This window comes from Collinsella aerofaciens, from assembly GCF_040915425.1.
GTDB lineage: Bacteria > Actinomycetota > Coriobacteriia > Coriobacteriales > Coriobacteriaceae > Collinsella > Collinsella aerofaciens_BW.
In genome coordinates this window covers 1-16,023 of record NZ_JBCPDN010000020.1, presented here as the reverse complement: position 1 = coordinate 16,023, position 16,023 = coordinate 1, and the positions used below count along the sequence as shown (strand labels likewise).

15 protein-coding genes are annotated in these 16,023 nt (G+C 61.4%); 6 read left to right on the top strand and 9 right to left on the bottom strand.

The features are described from left to right. Positions 1–293: 293 nt before the first annotated feature. Complete coding sequence (locus AB5164_RS04255) at positions 294–1,262, bottom strand: 3'-5' exonuclease (RefSeq protein ID WP_117639708.1); 969 nt, start codon at positions 1,260–1,262, stop codon at positions 294–296. Between the two features lie 172 nt (positions 1,263–1,434). Between AB5164_RS04255 and AB5164_RS04250 the strand changes: the two genes are divergently transcribed. Further along, a complete protein-coding gene (locus AB5164_RS04250) occupies positions 1,435–2,523 on the top strand; it encodes a putative manganese transporter (protein WP_368142568.1) in 1,089 nt (362 codons plus the stop codon). A gap of 167 nt (positions 2,524–2,690) precedes the next feature. Here AB5164_RS04250 and AB5164_RS04245 read toward each other — a convergent pair whose 3' ends face one another. Together AB5164_RS04245 and AB5164_RS04240 are read right to left on the bottom strand one after the other, a co-directional pair. Further along, on the bottom strand, positions 2,691–3,173 hold the full coding sequence (locus tag AB5164_RS04245; protein WP_006235439.1) for a YaiI/YqxD family protein: 483 nt from the start codon (positions 3,171–3,173) through the stop codon (positions 2,691–2,693). After that, entirely contained in the window at positions 3,174–3,674 is a 501-nt protein-coding gene (locus AB5164_RS04240) for an HdeD family acid-resistance protein (protein ID WP_271743733.1), read from the bottom strand. A gap of 337 nt (positions 3,675–4,011) precedes the next feature. Here AB5164_RS04240 and AB5164_RS04235 point away from each other — a divergent pair, with 337 nt between their 5' ends. The 3 genes from AB5164_RS04235 (at position 4,012) to AB5164_RS04225 (ending at position 5,962) form a co-directional block, all read left to right on the top strand. After that, entirely contained in the window at positions 4,012–4,683 is a 672-nt protein-coding gene (locus AB5164_RS04235) for a nitroreductase family protein (protein WP_343000604.1), read from the top strand. An 83-nt stretch (positions 4,684–4,766) separates the two neighbouring features. Beyond that, positions 4,767–5,309 (top strand): histidine phosphatase family protein, encoded by a 543-nt coding sequence (locus tag AB5164_RS04230; RefSeq protein ID WP_368142569.1) that lies wholly within the window; start codon positions 4,767–4,769, stop codon positions 5,307–5,309. A gap of 17 nt (positions 5,310–5,326) precedes the next feature. Continuing rightward, entirely contained in the window at positions 5,327–5,962 is a 636-nt protein-coding gene (locus tag AB5164_RS04225; protein ID WP_117770196.1) for a histidine phosphatase family protein, read from the top strand. A gap of 129 nt (positions 5,963–6,091) precedes the next feature. Here the strand turns inward: AB5164_RS04225 and AB5164_RS04220 are convergent, their stop codons facing one another. The 5 genes from AB5164_RS04220 to AB5164_RS04200 all read right to left on the bottom strand — a co-directional run bounded on the left by AB5164_RS04220 (position 6,092) and on the right by AB5164_RS04200 (position 12,402). After that, positions 6,092–6,775, bottom strand: coding sequence for a DUF1015 family protein (locus AB5164_RS04220; RefSeq protein WP_117770197.1), 684 nt, complete (start codon positions 6,773–6,775; stop codon positions 6,092–6,094). Positions 6,776–6,814: 39 nt separating this feature from the next. Beyond that, positions 6,815–8,035: a M20 family metallopeptidase gene (locus AB5164_RS04215; protein WP_117770198.1), complete on the bottom strand. Its 1,221-nt coding sequence runs from the start codon at positions 8,033–8,035 to the stop codon at positions 6,815–6,817. A gap of 177 nt (positions 8,036–8,212) precedes the next feature. After that, complete coding sequence (locus AB5164_RS04210; RefSeq protein ID WP_006235446.1) at positions 8,213–9,376, bottom strand: phosphoglycerate dehydrogenase; 1,164 nt, start codon at positions 9,374–9,376, stop codon at positions 8,213–8,215. Between the two features lie 71 nt (positions 9,377–9,447). Continuing rightward, positions 9,448–10,572: a 3-phosphoserine/phosphohydroxythreonine transaminase gene (serC, locus tag AB5164_RS04205; protein ID WP_368142570.1), complete on the bottom strand. Its 1,125-nt coding sequence runs from the start codon at positions 10,570–10,572 to the stop codon at positions 9,448–9,450. A 228-nt stretch (positions 10,573–10,800) separates the two neighbouring features. Continuing rightward, a complete protein-coding gene (locus tag AB5164_RS04200; protein WP_368142571.1) occupies positions 10,801–12,402 on the bottom strand; it encodes a potassium/proton antiporter in 1,602 nt (533 codons plus the stop codon). Between the two features lie 253 nt (positions 12,403–12,655). Here AB5164_RS04200 and AB5164_RS04195 point away from each other — a divergent pair, with 253 nt between their 5' ends. Next, the gene (locus tag AB5164_RS04195) at positions 12,656–13,495 is read left to right on the top strand and encodes a metallophosphoesterase family protein (protein WP_055310741.1); all 840 of its coding nucleotides are present in this window, start codon (positions 12,656–12,658) and stop codon (positions 13,493–13,495) included. Positions 13,496–13,811: 316 nt separating this feature from the next. On the opposite strand, the gene AB5164_RS04190 is transcribed toward AB5164_RS04195, so the two are convergent. Then, positions 13,812–15,392 carry a lipopolysaccharide biosynthesis protein gene (locus AB5164_RS04190; RefSeq protein WP_368147832.1) on the bottom strand — a complete coding sequence of 527 codons (1,581 nt, stop codon included), beginning with the start codon at positions 15,390–15,392 and terminating at the stop codon, positions 13,812–13,814. A 196-nt stretch (positions 15,393–15,588) separates the two neighbouring features. On the opposite strand from AB5164_RS04190, the gene AB5164_RS04185 reads away from it, so the two are divergent. Then, positions 15,589–16,023 (top strand): IS110 family transposase (locus tag AB5164_RS04185; RefSeq protein WP_368147834.1); only part of this gene is annotated, 435 nt, incomplete at its 3' end.

Genomic DNA, 16,023 nt, shown 5'->3' with positions numbered 1-16,023 from the left:
GAGGTCTAACCAAATGCTGTCCAAAAGCTTGACGCAATTATGAGTTGGTATGCCCTAAATAAAAGTTTTCGCAGCTTAGCTATAGCATATAAATACTCAATTGCCGCACATTTGATATCGACGCATCACCATCCGACAACGAATTACGTGTCGGGAATTGGCCGAAATCGTTCGCAATGAGTGTTCAGAATTTGTGATGGCAAATCTATCTGTGGAACGTAGGGCGGCCCCACTGCGGGGTTTCCCGCTGCGAGACCGCTCGTGATCTACGCCGGGGTTTGTCGCAGGCGTTTCTACTTGGCGAATAGGTTCTTGAGGTTGAACTCGGCTTGGACGGTGCGGAGCATGAGGTCGGTGTCGTCCAGGCCCAGATGCTGCTCGTTGGCGTCGGCGGCGAGGGTTCCACGGCGGCGCGCCCAGTTCTCGAGCGCGGCGGGGGCGGATTCGCGGGGGAGCGAGCGGACGTCGGCATCCAGGCTGCGGCAGATCTGGCGCGAGTCGATGACGATGATCTTGCCGGCGCGGCGTGCCTCGGCGTAACCGTCCAGATGAATTTTGAACCAGCTGTCCTCGAACGCGGCGTTATGCGCCATGTACGGGTACTTCTTCATAAGCTTGAGCAGCTGCTTCTGCAGTTCCTTGTTCTCGCGGAACGGCTTTTTGCCGTCGATGTCGTCCCAGGTGATATGGTGGATATTCGACAACGGCACATCCTCGCCGCGGTAGATGTCGGGCAGGCCGCAGTAATGCGCCTCGGCGTCATGCGGCACGGCGTCGCTGGTGAGGTCCATGATTTCCCAGCCCACGTTGATGATGTAGCCGCGCTCGGGCGCGCGACCGGTGGTCTCGATGTCGATGCCCAGCACCGTGCCTTGGATGGGCTTGCGAGCGTAGGCGACGCCGAGCGCGTCGCGGTCGCCGCGGATCTCGCGCATGACGGACGCGGCGGTGCGCTTTTGCATCTTGCCGATGGCGGCGCAGGTGTCGGCATCGGACAGGCCGCGCGAAAGCGTCGCGGGCGTCACGTTGCGCAGGCGTGCCTCGCCAATCTGGTCGCACAGGTCGCGGTTGCGGTCAGCCAGGTCGCGCACGGTGGCAAAGTCGAAGCTGGGGTCGCCCTCGGCGGTAAAGTACTCGGTCTCGAGCACCTTGAGGGCCTCTTCGCCCTTCTGGCGCTCGGACTCCATGGCGCCGTGATCGCCATAGATAAACATGGGAATAAACGGCTGGCGCTCGTATTCGAGTGCTTGTGAAACGTTCATATAACTTCTCCTTGGATGGGCCGCGTCGTGCGGCTCGGGTTCATTGAGATGTGGCGAGATGATAGTTTACCATGGGCAACTATTGGCATCGCGCCTAGGACAACTACAATACCCTAGTTGACCGCTAGGACTTTTACAATGCTGCCGAAAGACACGAAAGGTTCCATCCGTCATGGATTTGCTGATTGATATTCTGCTCGACGCCGGCAAGGACACGCTCTCGCTTGTGCCGTTTTTGTTGGTGACGTATCTGGCCCTCGAGACCTTGGAGCACGTCGCGGGCGACCGCGTTAACGGGGCCATCAAGCGCGCCGGCGCCGCAGGTCCCGTGGTTGGCTCGTTGCTGGGTATGGTGCCGCAGTGCGGCTTTTCGGCCATGGCGGCAACGCTGTACGCCGGTCGTGTCGTGACCTTGGGCACGTTGGTGGCGGTGTTCCTTTCGACCTCCGATGAGATGCTGCCGCTGTTGCTCGCCGAGCAGGTGCCCGTGCAGACCATGGCGATGCTTTTGGCTTCGAAGGCACTGATCGCGCTGGTCACGGGCTTTATCGTGGACGCCGCCATTCGCGGCCTGCGTCGTAACGCTCGCGCGCATGCGGCGATTCGCCGTACCGTGCTGGGAACCGCGGCCAACCCGGCCCACGTGAACTGCGCGCACGACGACCACACTGGCGGTGACATCATCGACGAGGTGGCCGAGGCGGGCGTGAGCGCCGATCACATCCATGAGCTGTGCGAGCGCGACCATTGCGGTTGCGATGAAGACGAGGACGAGCACGAACACGGACATGGCCACGATCACGGTCATGAGGACGAGCATGAACACCATGATGGCCACGGTCACTCCCGCTCTCACGAGGGCGCGCCCCTCCTGTCGATTATTCGCAGCGCCATCTCGCACACCGTGCAGGTATCGGTATTCATTTTTCTGGTGACGCTGATTCTGGTCGCCGTGCTCGAGACCTTCGGCGAGTCCGCGATCGAGCAGTTCCTGCGTGGCAACGAGACGCTCGCCGTCCTGGGTTCGGCGCTTGTCGGCCTGATTCCCAACTGCTCGGCCAGCGTCGTCATCACACAACTGTACCTGGAAGGCGCGCTGCAGCTGGCCCCGATGCTCGCCGGCACGCTCATCTCTGCTGGTGTGGGCTACCTGGTGCTGTTCCGCACCAACCGCAGCGCCCGCGAAAACGTCCTGTTCCTGATCATGATGTACGTCATCGGTGCCGGCTGGGGCCTCATCCTATCCGCCTTCGGCCTCTAAGTGGGCCTAACAAAACGGGCTTCAAAATAGCCATGCTCGGCGCCTGCACAATGCGGCGACGCATGGCATTTTGAAGCCCCTTTTTTGTTGAGCCATGGATTTTGAGCGCTCACACCGCCCAAAGCAAAAAAGCAGATTTCCGGACATGTCCCAAAAATCTACCTTGGTTAGCGCAGCAGCTCGGTGAGGTTGCGCTTAAAGCGAGCGCGGTCTTCGCTGGTAAATGCCGCCGGTCCGCGAGTGCGTCCGCCGGCGCGGCGCACCTTCTTTTCCTCGTGGCGAATAAACAGTTGCATGTCGATGGTCGCCTTGTCGTAGACGCGCCCGCGCACACCGATTGCGGCGGCATCGCGGCCGAGCACCATGCTCGCCAAGCCAATGTCCTGCGTCACGACTACGTCGCCCGCCTGCAGGCGTTCGACAATGGCAAAGTCGGCGCTGTCGGCGCCCACGCTCACATCGAGCGTCGTGACCCAAAAGCCGCGTCGCGCGTGCTCGGCATCGCGCGGGTCGTCGCGGCGAATGTGCCGTTCCAAGTTTTGCGTGCTGTTGCCGGCGATAACAACGGCGACGCCCGCCCGCCGCGCGCAGTCAATCGACTCGCGCGTGACCGGGCAGGCGTCGGCATCAATAAAGAGCGTTCGCGGCATCTAGTGCACCAGTTTGCCAAATTGAATAGCGCGAACAATCAGCGTTACGCCAAACACCAGCAGCGCGGCGCCGCTAAAGATGACGAGCATCTTGGCCGACCACAGCGGATAAATAAACACGAACATGCCGGCGATGATGGAGAGTGCGCCGCTCAGGATGGCGAGGGCACGGTTGGACGAAAGCTCGGACTCCAGAATGGACATGACACCTTCGACAATCCAGCCAAAGCCGGCCACGATAACCACCATCGTGGTGAGCGTCGCGGTCGAGAAGGCCTGGTTGCGCAGGATTATGACGCCGCCCAGAATAATGAGTAGGTTGGAGATGATGCTCGTCACGCGCCAGCCGGTGGGCAGCAGCGGCTCAAAAATGGCAGTGAACAGCCTGATGGCAGCAGTGATTACAAAGTAAAAACCCAGGACGGTCGTCAAAAAGACGAGGGACTTGGCGGGTGCAAAAAGCAGCGCGATACCAGCAATGAGTGCTAAGACGCCCGTGATGGCGTAGATCTAGCGTACGGCCTTGACGGCTTTGCCCGCCATGCTTTTCTCGTCAAATCCAAACTGGCTCGATTTTTGGTCATCGTTCTTAAAGATGCCCATAATGTCTCCTTTCCGTGCGGCGTAAGCCTTGATCGTTACAACCAGTATCGCTTAAAGGCGCTGGCGTATGGGTCGGGGAGGGCGAAACGTAACCCAAAGGTCCCGAATTGTTTCCGTTGTTCCCCACGTCGCGATTTTCTATTCAACAGGTGTAGAACATTGCAGCCCTGTTCGTTATTGCCTACGTTTTAGGTTAGATTTTCCTAAGGACAATTGGCTTGTATTGGGGGTCCCTATGAACGAAGCAGTTCCCGAGGCACCGTCGAGTGTCGAATCGATGGCAAAGCAGGGTTGCGAAAAGCTCGGCTTGGACGCGTTTGATGCGTTGGTTCGCCGCGCCCGCACGTGCCGTCGCTTTGACGAGTCTATGCGAGTGCCGCGCGAGTTTTTGCTCGAGCTGGCGGAACTTGCGCACCTGGCTCCCTGTGGTGCCAATGCTCAGCGTCTGCGTTTTCATGTGGTAAGCGGTGCAGAGGACTGCGCGCGTGTATTTGACGAGCTCGCATGGGCCGGCGCACTTAAGGACTGGCCGGGTCCTGCCGAGGGTGAGCGCCCGACCGGCTACATCGCGATTCTTGCTGAGCGCGCCGTTCCGGGCAAGCCCGCCGCTCCCATTACCGATGTCGACACGGGCATTGCCGCGCAGACGATGATGCTCGCCGCCCGCAGCGCCACGCCCGAGGTGGCAGCCTGCATGTTCAAGGCCTTTACGCCCCACGCGATCGATGCCATGGGGCTCGATAACGACAAATATGAGCTCAAGCTGATCATGGCGTTTGGCGTTCCGGCCGAGACACAGGTGATCGATGCGATCGATTCCAACCCCGACGGCTCCATCAATTATTGGCGCGACGAGGCGCGGGTGCACCACGTACCCAAGCGTCCGCTTGCCGACGTGCTGCTGTAGTTGTGCGTCGTTGCGGCGCAATCCGGCGGCAAAATCACCACAAAGACTCCTGTCCCCTTTGTGGTGGTACGAGGGGAGGGCATGTGGCCGATCTGTATTTGGTGCGGCATGGGCAGACTGAGCTCAATGTGCAGAGCATTTTGCAGGGCTGGCACGATTCGCCGCTTACGGCGCGCGGGCGTCAGCAGGCGCTGGCGACGCGCGCGGCGTTTGAGGCGTGCGGCGTGGCCTTTGACCATGTGTATTCCTCCCCGTTGGGCCGGGCGCGGCATACGGCCGAGCTTATCGTTGGCGAGGGCCGTTCCATTGAGCTGTTCGATGACCTGCGTGAGTGGCATTTTGGCTCGCTGGAGGGCACATCAAATCGCGATATGCCGCCGCAGCCCTGGGGTGATTATCCGGTTGCCTTTGGTGGCGAGTCGGAAAGTGAGCTTCGCACACGTATGGTCGCGGCGCTGTCCCGCATCATGGCCAGGCCGCAGCACGACTGCGTGCTGGCGGTTTCCCACGGCTCAGCCTGCCAGGAGTTTCTTGAGTATGTGACTGGCGAGGGAGAACTACCCGACAACGGTGCCGTGCTTCATTTTGGCTATTGCGACGGGGCGTTTTCGCTCTTGGGTTGGTAACGAACGAAAGGACCCCTATGAATAAAGATCTGTATCTGGTCCGTCATGGACAGACGATATTCAACCTTAAGCGTATTATTCAGGGCTGGAGTGACTCGCCGCTTACGCAGTTGGGATGCGACCAGGCGGCGCGTGCCGGCATGTTTTTGCGTGCGCGCGGCATTGAGCCCGATCATGCCTACACCTCCACACTTCATCGCACCGAGCAGACTATCGCCAACCTGTGGCCGGGCTTGGCGTACGAGCGTCTGGACGGACTGCGCGAGTGGTTCTTTGGCGACTTTGAGGCCGAGCGCGTGATGCTTATGCCCGAGCGCCCGTGGCGCGATTTCTATCGTCAGTTTGGCGGCGAGGGCCAGATGCAGGTGCGCGAGCGCATGGTGGCGACGCTGACCGAGCTTATGCAGCGTCCGGACCATGCGTGCGTGCTCGCGGTAAGTCATGGCTCGGCTATCAAGGAGTTTATGGATCACGTGAAGGGCGCGGCGGCAGACGAGCGCGACCGTGTGCCGGGCAACTGCTCGGTGCTGCACTTTGCGTTTGACGACGAATCCGACACGTTTGAGCTGATTGAGATTTTTACGCAGGAGGATTACGCACGCGAGCTGGGCCTTGAACCGCTTGTGGCTACTGCAGGTCCGCAGCGCGGATAACGCGAGCGTGGCGGCTCGGGTCGCCGGCATAACTTCTCGACGCAAAAGGGGCGGAGATACATGTACCTGCTGCATCTCCGCCCCCTGTTTGTTGAGCTGCCGATTTTTGTGCTGCGTGGTCTGGTCTTGCTAGAACCGCGCGACTTGGTGCGTGAGCAGACCCGTCGGAACCTGCGGCGCGGCGCCGGCGATCTGCGCGGCGGGGAACAGTGCGGCTACAGCAAAGTTGAACGGCTCTTTGCCCGTGTAGGTGCCGGCAGCATGGGCATCGTCGGCCAGGAGCTGTGATGCCTCGACTAGTGCGGCAGCGTAGGCAGGGTCGTCGGCCAGTGCCGGCTCCGGCGCCTGGTCGAGCATGGCACGGATGGCGCCGACGGCGTCCTCGCGCTTGACCTCCCACACGCGGTGCGTAATGCCCGCGGGGTCGGTGACGGCGTAGAGTGAGGCGCCCTCTTTGGCAGCGCCCAGGATGATGTCCATGACGGGCGACGCCTCGTAGGCGAGCGACACGGGGCGCGGCTGAACTTTGAGTTCGGCGATCGCGTGCGCAGCGGCGGCCACGTCGGCGCTGGCATCGCCCTTGCCGCCCGCAAGTACACTCGTCGGGCAGATCGCCACGACACCCGTCACACGTCCCGGCTCGCCCGAGCATTCGTACACGTAATACGCCGCACCCGGGTCCTTGAGCATCAGACCATCGGCAATGGCTCCGCGCAGAGCATCGTTGCCGCTCAGGATGCTGCCCATTGCAGGCAGCGCCTCGAGCACGCGGTCCTGAGCCGGGCGGATGCAGGGAAACGGAAGTGCTTTCATGGGCGGTCCTAACGCACGAGTCGGTTTGTTCGCGGCTTATTATGCCCCAACTTGGCCGCTCGCGTCCCAGAGCACGTTATCGGCGAGCGCGATTAGCACCTGCTGACAACGAACGATATCGGCGTGGGGCACATATTCGTTGGGCTTGTGCGCGAGCGCGAGCGACCCGGGACCGTAGCTCATGCAATTGCGGTTACCTGTCTTGCCGGCAATGACGGCGGTGTCGGTGTAGCCGGTAAAGAAGCCGACGGTCGTGTCCACGTCCGTCACGTCATCGGCGGCACGCATGAGCGCTGCTAGAAGGGGAGAGTTCGGGTCGCGCTCGATGGCGGGGCGGTCGCCCGTCACGGTGTAGCTGCCATGGCAACCGGGAACGGCGGCTTCGGCGACGGCGATGGCCTGCTCTACCATGCGCGTCGCGGCGGCCGTATCGGTCGGCGGGGTCAGACGCATGTCGACCCAGACTTTGGCGCGGTCGGGCACGACATAGGGGCGATATCCGCCCTCGATTTGGCCAAACGTGATGGTCGAAGGCCCCAGCTCATCGTGCGCGGGCAGCGCCATAAACGCGCGACGGAGCGAACACACGACCTCGGCTATGGCGGCGACGGCATCCGCGCCCTTCCAGGGCTGGCTCGCATGCGCCGTCACGCCAGTCATTTCAATTTCGAACCACGTACGCCCCTTGTGCGCTACCTGGATCTGTCCGTCGGTGGGCTCGGTGTCCAGCACCCATTCACGCGAGCCGACCCAGCCGGCATCGATAGCTGCCTCTGAACCACGCATAAAGTCTTCCTCGTCGACCGAGCAGATGAGTGAAAAGCCGCGGTGGGGCAGCTCGCCTTCTGCCGCCACGCGCTCGAGCGTATGGACCAGTGCGGCAATGGCGCAGGCCAGGCCACCCTTCATATCGCAGGCACCACGGCCGTAGAGTTTATCGTTGCGCACGATCGCTCCGAGCGGCGGAATGTCCGCGTCCCAGCCATCGCCCAAGGTGACGGTATCCAAATGGCAGATGTAGACGAGCCGTGGCTCGTCGCTTTGGCCCGGCACGGTGACCATTAGATTGCGGCGTCCGGGGAGTACTTCGTGCTCTGCAATCTGCACGGCATCGAGTACCGGATAGCTCAGCTGCGCCAACCGTTCCTCAACCAACGCTTTGATATAGCGCTCAATCTCGTCCTCATACGCACCCGGGTCTGAACTGTCGATCCGCACGAGCCCTTGCGTAAGCCGCCAAGCAAAATCTGTATCAACCATAGGCACCTCACAGATAGTTAGGTCAACATACAGATTGTATGCCAAGAAGCGGCTCAGTGCATTTAATGGAGCGCTCACAAAAATGGGGGCGCCTCTCGTGCGAAAGGCGCCCCCGCGGGCATTCAATGTCAGCGACGGGCAGGCCACATGGGGAACTGCCCGTCAGGTCAGTCGGCGCTACTTGATCACGCGCACGCGATACATCGACGGAATCTGCTTGAGCGCCTCGATGGTGCTGCTGTCTAGGTGTTCGTCGGTGTCGAACATGGTGTAGGCGTTCTCGCCGGCGGACTCGTTGGTCATACGCTGCACGTTGGCGTTGTCCTTGGCCAGGATGGCCGTGATCTGGCCGATCATGTTGGGCACGTTGGCATGCAGGCAGGCAATGCGGCTTGCAGCGCGCGCCTTGCCCATGCTGCAGGCGGGGTAGTTGACGCTGTGTGCGATGTTGCCGTTCTCCAGGTAATCCTTGAGCTCGCTGATGGCCATGTCGGCGCAGTTGGCCTCGGCCTCGCCGGTGCCGGCGCCCGAGTGCGTGGTGATAAACGTATTGGGCATCTTGACCGTCTTGGGCGTGGCGAAGTCGCAGCTAAACCAGCTGAGCTTGCCCTCGCGCAGGGCGGCGTCGACGGCGTCCTCGTCAATGATGGTTTCGCGCGCGTAGTTGATGAGCACGGCGTCCGGTGCCAGCAGGTTAATCTGTTCGGTGCTGATCATGCCGATGGTGTCGGCCTTGCTGGGCACGTGCACGGTGAGGTAGTCGCAGCCGCGGCAGAGATCCTCGAGCGTGCCCACGCGCTGCACCTCGCGGCTCAGCACCCACGCGTGCTCGACGGAAATGAACGGGTCGTAGCCGTAAACGTCCATGCCCAGATCGACGCAGGCGTTGGCGACCTTGGAGCCCACGTTGCCCAGGCCGATGACACCGATGCGCTTGCCCTTGAGCTCGCGGCCCACAAAGGCCTTCTTGGCCTTTTCGGCATCGACCTGAATCTCGGGGTCGTCGGCGTTGTCACGCACCCAGTTCATTGATTGCACCACGCCGCGGCTCGAGAGCACCAGCATGCCTAGGACGAGCTCCTTAACGGCGTTGCTGTTGGCGCCGGGGGAGTTAAAGACGACGACGCCCTTCTTGGCGTACTCCTCGACGGGGATGTTGTTGACGCCGGCGCCGCAGCGGGCGATGGCGCGGATGCCCTCGGGCAGCTCGTAGCCGTGCAGGTCGGTCGAGCGCATCAGAATGGCGTCGGCCTCTTCGGCGGTGCTCACAAACTCGTAGCCCTCACCAAACTCGACCTTGCCGTCCTTGGTAATGTCATCGATGGTTTTAATCTTGCGCATGGAAAACTCCTTAGCAGGTTTTGATCTATACAGGGTGGTCTGAGATGGCTGATCGGCCCGCGCGTTGCGGGCTAGTTAGATCGCGGGCTCAAACTAAGCTGCGCTTCGAAGTCCTTCATGTACGAGGCCAGTGCCTGCACATCTTCCATGGTTACGGCGTTGTAGACGCTAGCGCGCATGCCGCCCACCAGGCGATGGCCCTTGACGTTTTGAATCTGGTGCTCTGCCGCGCCTGCGACAAAGGCCGCGTCGAGTTCGGCGTCGCCGGTGCGGAAGGTGACGTTGGCGATGGAGCGGCTGTCGGCCTGTGTGGTGCCATGGAACAGCACGCTGTGCTCGAGCAGGTCGTAGAGCAGGTTGGCCTTGGCCCAGTTGCGCTCGGCCATGGCGGCAAGTCCGCCGGTCTGCTCAACCCAACGGAACACCTTGCCGCACACGTAGATGCCAAAGGTGTTGGGCGTGTTGAGCATGGAACCCTTGGCGGCCTGGGCCTTAAGGTCAAGGTACTGCGGCGTCTGCGCAAAGGCTGGGCCATCTGCGATGAGGTCGTCGCGCACGATGACCACAGTCACGCCCGCGGCGCCGGCGTTTTTCTGCGCGCCGGCGTAAATGAGCCCGTAGCGCTCAACGTCGAGCGGCTGTGACAGAAAGCAGCTCGAGACATCGGCGACCAGCGGTACGTCGCCGCAATCGGGCAGCTCGTGGAACATGGTGCCAAAGATAGTGTTGTTCTGGCAGATGTAGACGTAGTCGAGCCCGTCGCCCGCGGCCTCGGCGGCAATGCGCGCGTTGATGTCGGCCATGTTGGGAATGTGGTCGAAATTGGTGTCTTCGGAGCTCGCGAGCAGCACGGTCTCGCCGTACTTGGCGGCCTCCTTGTACGCCTTGTTGGCAAAGTTGCCGGTCACGACGTAGCCGGCGCGGCCGCGACGCATGAGGTTCATGGGGATGCCCGCAAACTGCAGCGTGGCGCCGCCCTGCAAAAACAGGACACGGTAGTTGTCCGGGATGCTCAGCAGACGGCGCAGGGTTGCCTCAGTGTCGTCGATGATCTGCTGGTACATGCTAGATCGATGGCTCATCTCGAGCACGGACATGCCGCAACCGCGGTAGTCCATCATCTCGTCGGCGATCTCGGCGAGCACGCTTGTGGGCAGTGCGGCCGGGCCAGCTGAGAAGTTGTGCACACGTGCCATCTTCTATTTCCCCCTCGTAGTCGTTTGAACGTTCGGGATACTTTAGCACAGTGCAGCGTCAGGCGCGACCGCATCACAGCAAAACCCGAGTGCGCCGCTATGATTTACAGGATGGTTACATGGGGGAGAGGTGACCTTACTCCTCAGGCAAATCCAAATCTGCGAGCGAAGACATGAGGTTCTCTAGGCGCTTGATCTCTTCGCCGCAAATTAGCTACCTCCTGCCCGCTACGACGCCAGTGTGGCAATGACGGCTTCGTCGCCGGCGTATATTAGGGTGTTGCCATCGGGAATGATCGTTTGGCCGTCGCGCTTGAGCATCACCACAATAAACGGATGCTTGCCTTGCGGCACATCGCGAAGACGCTGACCGGCCAGGCGACCGTGGGGCGTCACGGTGACCTCGCGCAGCGTAACCTCGGCACGCTCTTCAAACGTCGGGGCAGCCATCACCAATAGGTCGCCTTCCTCAATCACGGTATCGCCATTGGGCAGCACCGGGTGCGCGCCATCGCGCAGCACCAGGACGACGAGCATGTCCGTGGCGCTGCCAATATCGGCGAGCGAGCGTCCGGAAAACGGATGGCCCGCGCCCACCTTGAACTTGACAAACGACATGCCGTCCTCGTCGCGGTAATCGTTAAACGTACGGCGCACGTCGCCTTCCGCGTCGATCATATTGAGCTTTTTCGCCACCGCCGGTAGCAGCGAGCCCTGCACCACAATGCTCGACACGGCAATCACAAATACCAGGTCAAACAGGTCGTGACCGCCAGGAACACCGGCCACCACGGTAAAGAGGCTAAACACGACCGAAGCCGCGCCGCGCAGACCCGCCCAGCTTACGAGCGCAACCTGGCGAGGGTTCGTCTTAAAGGGCGCTAGGAGCACGCCGACGGCGATGAGGCGGCTCACAAAGAGCATAAACGCCATGAGCGCCAGGCCCGGCAGCAGCATCTGCGGCAGGCGTGCGGGCGTTACGAGCAGGCCGAGCAAGAAGAAGATCGTCATCTCGGCCATCTCGGTGAGGGTATCGAAGAAGTGCGCCATCTCGACCTTGCCGGTGATGTCGCTCGCACCCAGCACAATGCCGGCCAGGTACACGGCCAAAAATCCGTTGCCGCCCAGGTAGCTCGGCAGCGCGTAGGCGACGATGGCCACGGCGAACAAAAAGATGGTCTGCGCGCCCTCGGCCGTTGCGTGCGCGCGTTCAATCAGGCGGCCCGCCGCCCAGCCGATGGCGAGGCCCAGGCCCACGCCCAAGATAATCTGCTTGGCCAGCAGTGCGGGAATGTTGATGTCGCCGCCGGCCGCGAGTGTGGCGAGCACGGCGGTGAGCATATAGGCGACGGGATCGTTGGAGCCCGATTCGACCTCGAGCAGCGAGTCGGTGCCGCCCCTCAGCGACAGGCTGTGCTCGCGCAGAACGCTAAAGACGCTGGCCGCGTCGGTGGACGCCACGACCGATCCCAACAGCAGGCCGCCGATCCAGTCGAAGCCCAGTACAAAGTGGGCGAACACGCCGGTGATGCCTGCGGTGATGACGACGCCGAGCGTGCTCAGCAGCACCGCCGGCGCGGCGACGGGCTTGGCGCGGTCGATATTGGTGTTAAAGCCGCCGTAGAACATGATGAATAGCAGCGCCGTGCTGCAGACGGTTTCGGTGAGCGCGTAGTCGCTAAAGTCGATGTGTGCCGGGCCGTTGACGCCCAGCAGCATGCCGAGTGCGATAAAGATGAGCAGGGTGGGGAAGGGGAGTTTTTTGCCGACGGGTTTGATGGTCAGGCACAAAATGATGACGAGGCCGATAAAGAGAAGGATCTGGTTCATGGATGGTGTCCGCTCCTGGGTGGTTGGCGTGGCACGGTCAGTTGTCTGCGGTTATTTGTACCCAAAGATGGTGGGTTTATGGGGTTGGATTGCGGGCGTGCGCGATATCGTCATAGACGGCTGCCGTCTTTGCCTCTGCTCGGAAACCCTTTCCAGCTTTATTGCAACGGAGTACAATGAGTAACATTTAAGTTCAACTTGAAGTTTTAGTTGCGGCGTCGGGCTTCGGCCGCAATGCAAGGAGAGGCGTACCATGGCGATCTATGTGACATCTGATGCTCACGGGCACGTGCGTGCGCTTGACGAGGCCCTGTCTAAGATCTCGTTGACGTCCGACGACACGCTGTACGTGCTGGGCGACATGATCGATCGCGGGCCCGATCCGGTCGGCGTTATTAAGCTCGTGCGCTCGCTGCCCAACGCCCACGTGCTCAAGGGTAATCACGAGCAGATCATGCTCGATGCCATCATTGGTCAGGATCCGCTCGATGCCGAGACCTGGGATATCAACGGTGGCTGGACGACGCGCGAGCAGCTCAACGACATGGAATTTGAGGCATACGAGGAGCTCGTGCGATGGATGGCCGCGCTGCCGCTCTACGCGGTGGTCGAGACCGAGGAGCGCCCGTATCTGCTGGTACATGCTGGAATCGAGATGAAGGCGGCGCGCGCGTTTTTGCTTGAGCATGGCGTCGATTGTGCCGATGGCGTCGGTGCGGTGAGTGCCGATCGCGAGCTGCTGCAGCAGATGCTCGCGGTGCAGTCGTCCGATGACCTGCTGTGGATTCGTCACGGCTATTGGGATGTGCCGACCGGGCTGCTTTCTACCGAGGGTAAGGGCCCGGTCGTTGTGAGCGGTCACACGCCAACGGTGTCGCTCGGGCGTTATTGCGAGGTCGGTGGTCTTGCGGGGCTCGACGAGGAGTCGGGCCGCGGGCAGATTGTGCGCCTGGGCGGCGAGGATGCCGCCGGTGTGCCCGATCGCATCGACATCGACTGCGCTGCCGCCACCGGCTCCGAGTTCGGTCGCGTGGGCATCCTGCGCCTGGACGACGGGGCGGAGTTCTACGCGAACATCAACCCGGGCGAATAATCGGTGCAAGGGGTAGCTAATTTGGGACGGGGCTTATTTGACTACTTTTGCCCTTCTGCCCGCTAATTGATTTCTCTGGGACGGGGATTAAATAATCATTTGGCTGCCCGCCGGCTAAGTGAGTAGACTTTTTTGGAAATGCCGAGCACCCAACATATTTGCCTCAATAAAACCGCAGGTCACAGACTTGTGCTCTGTTGGTGTGGTCGGGGATTCGGTAAAAGTCTACTCACTTAGTTTTGCGTGATGAATATTGTCCGCAACGAGACCCCAGCCGGGGTGATTCCATCGCAAATTCCGGTGACCGGGCAGCTAATTAGGCGCCGTATGGGTTGCGGGCTCGTTCTATGCGTTGGCGGATGTGGGCGTACTCGACAATCAGCAGCACCAGCAGTAGGGCCATGATAGCCAGGTAGCTTACGACGGCACCCATCAGGCCCAGCAGGTTGATCAGGATCACCGGGAGTACCACGCTCACGGCAAAACAAATCAGGTAGACCTTGGTGACGTCGCCGGCATGGCGCAGCACCGTGATGATGGCGTAGATAAAGTCGATGGCCGCGGTGACGCCGCCGGCGAGGACCATTAGCAGCGCCAGCGTACGGTAGCGCTCAAAGCTGAGACCGTACATAAAGCTCATGAGGGGAATACCGGGACCTGCCATAAATGCGGCGCACACGCCGGTGATGACCACGATCAGCGCCATAACGGCAACAATAATCAGGTCAAAGCGACGACGCTTGCGAGGATTAGCCCAAATGCTCGACAAGCGCAGGAGCTGCGGTTTATAGACAAATCCAATGCTCAACAGAATAGCCTGAGCTGGAAAAAACAGGGCATTAAAGTACAGCTGGTATTTGTAGGCCAGTGTTCCTTCCATCACAAACTTGGGCATGCTCTCGATAAGATTGAACAGGAATAGCGCGCCAAAGAGTGGGGCGCACTGGACAAACAGGTGGCCGACCTCGCGCAGGCTTACGCGGCGCGATTTTTCGGTCTCGAGCAGGGCGAGCGGCGCGGTGACCAGCACGAGCGAGGCAATCGCGGCGATGCTCATGGCCATGGCCGCGATGGGCATGCTACGCGTGAGGAACAGCGCCACGCTGAAGACCGCGATGACGGCGACGGAGCGTAGCGTTTGACTCATTCCAGCCAAGTAGAGCTTGTCGGCCTGCTGCAGGCGGCCTTCGTACACGTCGGCGACGCCATCGATGACCTTATACAGGTAGACGCCCAGGCCGATCGTCGCCATCTGCGCATCATAGCCGCGGGCGCTGCTGTACATGAGGCCGCAGCCTAGGGCGAGCGCTCCACAAAGCCAGCGGTTGAGCTGGTAGGAGGCAAAGGACGTCTTTTCGTCGATGTCTGAGACCTGGAAATTGCGCACGCCGTAGTTGCACGCGATCATGATGAGCGTGCCGGTGACAAAGGCGATGGAGAATTTGCCTGCTTCTTCGGCGCCCACGAGCTGCGTAGACACGATGGTGAGCAACGGAAACGCCAGGCCCCATACGGCGGTGCCGAGGGTGTTCCAAAGATAGTCGCGGCTGGTGGCGTGCTCCTCGTATTCCGCTTCCTGCATGGAGAAGCCGCCGCCGTAGACGGCGCCGAGCAGACGGTTCCACCAAGCGTTGACCATGCGGCGGACGGGGCCGGGCTCCCGATCGCGTTCGCGCCGGCGACGTGTGGCTTGGCTGCTATCGGGTCCGCCGGCGTTGCGCTGGCTCAGCTCCTGGATGCGCGCGAGCTCTTCGGCCGTGTGGGAGGCGGGGAACAGGCCGTTCTCGATGCGGCCGCCCTGGGCCTTCGCGGCGCCGTCTTTCGATGCTGCGGGGTTGGAGATGCCGTTACGGCGGGCGATGGCGCGGCGAATGCTATCGAGGGGCGTGATGCTCAAAGCGGGGTCCTTTCTATTGCTGCGCTCTAGTATAGACACCGCGGTGTCCGCTCGTGTTTTTGAACAGGTTGTTCGATAATTTCGGCGGCGCCATTCGGTAGTCGGCACTTAGGGACGTTCCTTATGTGCAGGCACTTTGGGAACGTCCCTAAGTGCCGGCATCTGGGGACACTCCTTGGCTGTTGCCTGTTCAAGAGTGTCCCCAACGACTAGTCGTTTAAGAACGTCCATTACAGTCGAAATTGTCAGCCTGGGACTGTCTCGGGCTACGATTGAGGCGCGCCCAGAACGGGCCGCCGACCGGGCGCCCGCGCACGGCCGAACGTCCCTGCCCCCGAGAGGGCCCGTTGGGTGCTGCCGGCGCGGGACGCGCCGCCCCCGACGGCTGATAGGAAAGTGCCGGGCAGGTGCCGCGGCTGGTAATGTGAGTGCCGAGGGGGAGGCCATCCGGTCGAACGACTACCGGAAGGATACCACCGTGAAAGCGCCATCCACCAGGCCCGCGGCCGTGCTCGGCCTGGACGTCGGCAAGTCATCGCACTGGGCCTGCCTGGTCGACCGCGACGGGGAGGTGCTGGCCAGCGCCCCCGTCCGCAACAGGGAGGCCGAGCTCGACGCGCTGTTCGCCTCC